Genomic DNA, 3,680 nt, shown 5'->3' with positions numbered 1-3,680 from the left:
CGGCCAGCCGCTCGAAGCCGCGACGCAGCCCCTCACGATTGATCTCCGCCAGCAGCGCGGCGCTGCGCGGCCCCACATAGCGCCCGGTGTTGTGCAGCAGGGCGGTGAAGATCATGCCGCTGCGCAGGCTGTCGTAGCTGAATTCGGTCGTGGCCAGCAGCCAGGCGTCCTGCAGCAGCTCGACCAGCAGCGGCGAGAAGCTCGGCGTGGTGACGGCCAGATCCCGCGGCGGGCGGGTCTCCTCGGCCAGCCGCGCGCGCAGCTCGTGGAGGTCGACGCCCTGCCCTTCGAGCAGGCAGCGCAGGTCGCACAGCGGCTGATCGATCAGCGCCAGCAGCAGGTGGCCGGCAGTGACCTCGGGGGCCTGCTGCTCGGCACACAGCACCGCGGCCTGCTCCAGGCCTTGACGGGAAACGGCATTGAGGCGGCCGATGAGCGCGGGAAGCTCTACCCTGAGCATGGGATCTCCTAACGGTAAATCTGATCGAGAAGGGTACCGACCTGGGCCGCTTGCTGATCGAGCGTCCAGGCGAAGCCCAGGTAGGCGCCAACCATGGCGACGGCGAACAGTGCGAACACGCCCCACACCGGCATGCCGCGACCGCGATGGCGGCGTCCCGGCATGACGTTGTCGAGCGGCCGGGTCAGACTGTCCTCAGGGGTGTCGCTGAGGGACGCCAACTGGTCGCCGAGGGTGCGCACGATGTGCTCGTACTCCTCGCGGCCGTGGTCCATGACCTTGTAGCGCCCCTCGAAGCCGAGACACAGGCAGAGGTAGATGAACTCCAGCATGTCGCGGTAGCGCTGCGGCTCCTGCTGCAGTCGGGCAAGAATCGAGAAGACCTTCTCGCCGCCCCAGGTCTCGTTGTGGAAACGCGTCAGCAGCGAGTGCTCGGCCCAGCTGCTCTGGTGCCCCCAAGGCGTGCCCATCACCGCCTCGTCGATGAACGAGCAGAGCACGTAGCGGAAGGCCAGCAGCGTGGGCCGGTCGTAGCCCTGCTCGGTGAGCTCCACCTCGATGGCCGCGATCTCGTCGACCACCTGGCGGTAGAGCCGGTCGAGATCGTCCATGCCGTCGAGCTGGCGCACCCGCAGCACCATGCCCAGCAGCGAACTGGCGGCGTCGGCCAGCGGGTTGAGGTTGTAGCCGCGCAGGCGGAACCAGTACTCCTCGTCGGCGTCGAGCTGTTCGGCATGGCTGTGGATCAGCCGCTCCAGCCCGCGCTCGTCGATGCGGTCCTCATGGCGAGTGGGGGCATAGCGCGCCACGGCGCCAGCCTCGGGTTCGTATCGCGTGGTGGCAAGTTCTTGCATGGCTTAGCTCCTGATCGCCCAGAACTGCATTTCGAGCCCGGGGAATTCGCCCGCCACGTGGAAGGCGAAACCGCTGGCACCGTCGAGCATGCTCCAGGCCTGGCTCTGCCGGTCGAGACGGAAGTAGCTGTAGCCGGCGTGGTAGGGCAGTTCGCGCGGGGCCACCGGCAGCGGCTCCAGCGGCACGCCGGGCAGCTGCAGGCTGATGAGGTCGCGGATGCGCTCCACGCTGGCCACCTTGGTCTGCTGCAGGAACAGCTTGCGCAGCCGCTCGTGGGGCATGTCGGCACGCACCGCGAGGATGAAATCGGCGCTTTCGAGCAGGGCCGGATCGGCCAGCGGTGCCACCAGCAGGCCGTAGCGGCGCGACTGCAGCTGGATCGCCAGTGCGCGCGGCTCGAGCACGGTGGAGAGCGCCTGACGCAGGCTCTGCATCAGCATGCGGAAGGCCCGCTCGGGGTGGTCGTGGTCGTAGGCCGGATACTCCGGCGGCAACCGCGACTCGTCGGTGAATGTCACCAGTTCACTGGCGGTCTCCAGCATGGTGGCGAACAGCCGCTCCGGGTGCAGATGACCCAGGCGCGCCAGGTGCTGGAAGCGCGGCTGGGCGCGGTTGAGCAGCTGCAGCAGCATGAAGTCGGAGACGTCGGCCACGCCGGCCTGGTGCGGCGAGGCGAGGCGATGAGCGATATTGCGCGCGCGTTCGCGCATCAGTCCGGCCATCTCGCCGACGAAGCGCTGCAGCACCGGCGCCGCCTGCACGTTGAGCAGCGTGGGAATGAACTGCTCGTCGAGCACCAGACTGCCGTCGGGGCGCCGCTCATGGATGCGCGCTACCGCCAGACAGGTGTAGGCGCTGCGGTCGTCACGCTCGAGCAGCAGCCTGGGTGCGACCCGGGCGACATCGAGAATGGCGGTATCGCCATCGCGGGAGTGCAGGTCGCGTACGCTGCGCTGGGCCAGGCGATAGCGGGTCGGCAGGTCGTCGTCGGGCCAGCGCACCTCGCCCACCGCATCGGTGGCCAGCGGCAGGCAGAGGTAGACGAGCTGGTTGGCGATACCGGCGTCGTCGATCTCCAGCGGCTGCGGCTCGATGTCGTCTTCGGGCAGCAGGAAGGCCGTACCGTCGGGCATCACGCCGCTGGCACGGCTGATGGCGATGCGCCCGAAGCTCAGGTACTCGGCGTTGAGCTCCAGGGTCTGGAAGCCGTACAGGGCGTGGCTGATGCCGCGCAGGCGTGTCTCGAGCAGGCCCTCGAGGCTGCGCTGCTGCTGCTGGAAGTGCTGCGGCTTGATGAACAGCCCTTCGCTCCATACCACTCGGTTGCGGCTGGCCATCAGTCTTCCTTCCTCAACTCGGCCTCGTCGGCGCGCAGGTGCACCAGCAGGTGGTAGTCCTCACTGCGCGAGGCGACCCGGACCACCTTCTTCCATTCGGTCTGGTCGGGGTTGTTGTAGAAGGCGATCAGCCCGATGTAGCGGGTCTCTTCGTCGATGTCGAACGGCTCGTAGAACTTCCACTGCCCCGGCAGCAGGGTGAAGTCGTCATGCGAGAGATAGTTGGTGCCCAGGGCGCCTTCCAGATCGTTGAGCAGCTGCTGGTGGTCGGCCGCCATCAGCATTGAGTCGTCCTTGAGCTGCAGGATCTGGAAACGCAGCGGCGTACCCTCGCCCTCGAAGTTGGGATTGACGTCGGGCTCGGCGAGCATGGCCAGATCGACCCGAGTCGGGCGGTCTTCGGGGTGGCCCACCGGGATCGAGGGATCGCGAATCACCTGCCAGGTCTTGCCGATGGTGGTACAGCCGCTGAGAACCAGCGCCAGCAGCAGCACCGCCAGCCACGTCAAGGAGCGCCCCGAGGCCTTGCTTGCGCGCAAAAGTCTTGTACTCATGTTTCCTGCGTCCCGTCTTGTTGTGTTCACTTGGCTTCGCGCTGCTGACGTCGCACCGATTGGTCGTAGGCCTGCTCGAACACCTCCCAGAACAGCTTGGCGAAGCCCTGCTGACGGCCGGAGTTGAGCTCCTGGTAGTAATGGCGATACATCTCCCACGCCCAGCTGCCCTCGTCGTCGAGACGGTTGCCGGCGCCGCGATAGGCGTGGAAGCGTTTGAGCAGGGCGTCGGGAGCGAAGGCATCGAGGATCGCCTGCAGCGCCTCGCCGATGGCCTCCTCCACCGCCGCCTGATGCTGCCCCTGATGGGTCAGGCACTCGGTGACGGCCGCCGGCGCCGAGAGGTGCACCGGGCTGCGGCGGGCGGAGAACATCGTCTCTACCGTCTCGCGGTAGGGTTGGCCGAGGCGCAGCGGGTTGTCCTCGATCGGCTGCAGGCGACGGTCGCGCAGCGGATAGCGGCTGTCGTCCTGG

General features: G+C 67.5%; 5 protein-coding genes. All 5 read right to left on the bottom strand.

Annotated features, from left to right (window positions below):
- Nucleotides 1-460: Clp protease N-terminal domain-containing protein (locus B8115_RS02470; protein WP_010626161.1), on the bottom strand; the 460-nt coding region annotated here is incomplete at its 3' end.
- A gap of 8 nt (nucleotides 461-468) precedes the next feature.
- On the bottom strand, nucleotides 469-1,314 hold the full coding sequence (gene icmH, locus B8115_RS02465; protein ID WP_010626160.1) for a type IVB secretion system protein IcmH/DotU: 846 nt from the start codon (nucleotides 1,312-1,314) through the stop codon (nucleotides 469-471).
- Nucleotides 1,315-1,317: 3 nt separating this feature from the next.
- Nucleotides 1,318-2,652: a type VI secretion system baseplate subunit TssK gene (tssK, locus tag B8115_RS02460; RefSeq protein WP_010626159.1), complete on the bottom strand. Its 1,335-nt coding sequence runs from the start codon at nucleotides 2,650-2,652 to the stop codon at nucleotides 1,318-1,320.
- Complete coding sequence (tssJ, locus tag B8115_RS02455) at nucleotides 2,652-3,206, bottom strand: type VI secretion system lipoprotein TssJ (protein ID WP_083861755.1); 555 nt, start codon at nucleotides 3,204-3,206, stop codon at nucleotides 2,652-2,654. The genes tssK and tssJ overlap by 1 nt, the downstream gene beginning before the upstream one ends.
- 26 nt (nucleotides 3,207-3,232) lie before the next feature.
- Nucleotides 3,233-3,680, bottom strand: a 448-nt coding sequence (gene tagH, locus B8115_RS02450) for a type VI secretion system-associated FHA domain protein TagH (RefSeq protein WP_010626157.1), incomplete at its 5' end; no start/stop codon positions are given.

Origin of the sequence: Halomonas sp. KM-1, from assembly GCF_000246875.1 — a bacterium.
GTDB lineage: Bacteria > Pseudomonadota > Gammaproteobacteria > Pseudomonadales > Halomonadaceae > Halomonas > Halomonas aerodenitrificans.
This window is presented reverse-complemented; position numbering and strand designations above follow the sequence as displayed.

Bases quoted from the DNA above. Each gene is read 5' to 3' on its own strand.
- icmH (WP_010626160.1), bottom strand. From the start codon at position 1,314: ATGCAAGAACTTGCCACCACGCGATACGAACCCGAGGCTGGCGCCGTG.
- tssK (WP_010626159.1), bottom strand. From the start codon at position 2,652: ATGGCCAGCCGCAACCGAGTGGTATGGAGCGAAGGGCTGTTCATCAAG.
- tssJ (WP_083861755.1), bottom strand. From the start codon at position 3,206: ATGAGTACAAGACTTTTGCGCGCAAGCAAGGCCTCGGGGCGCTCCTTG.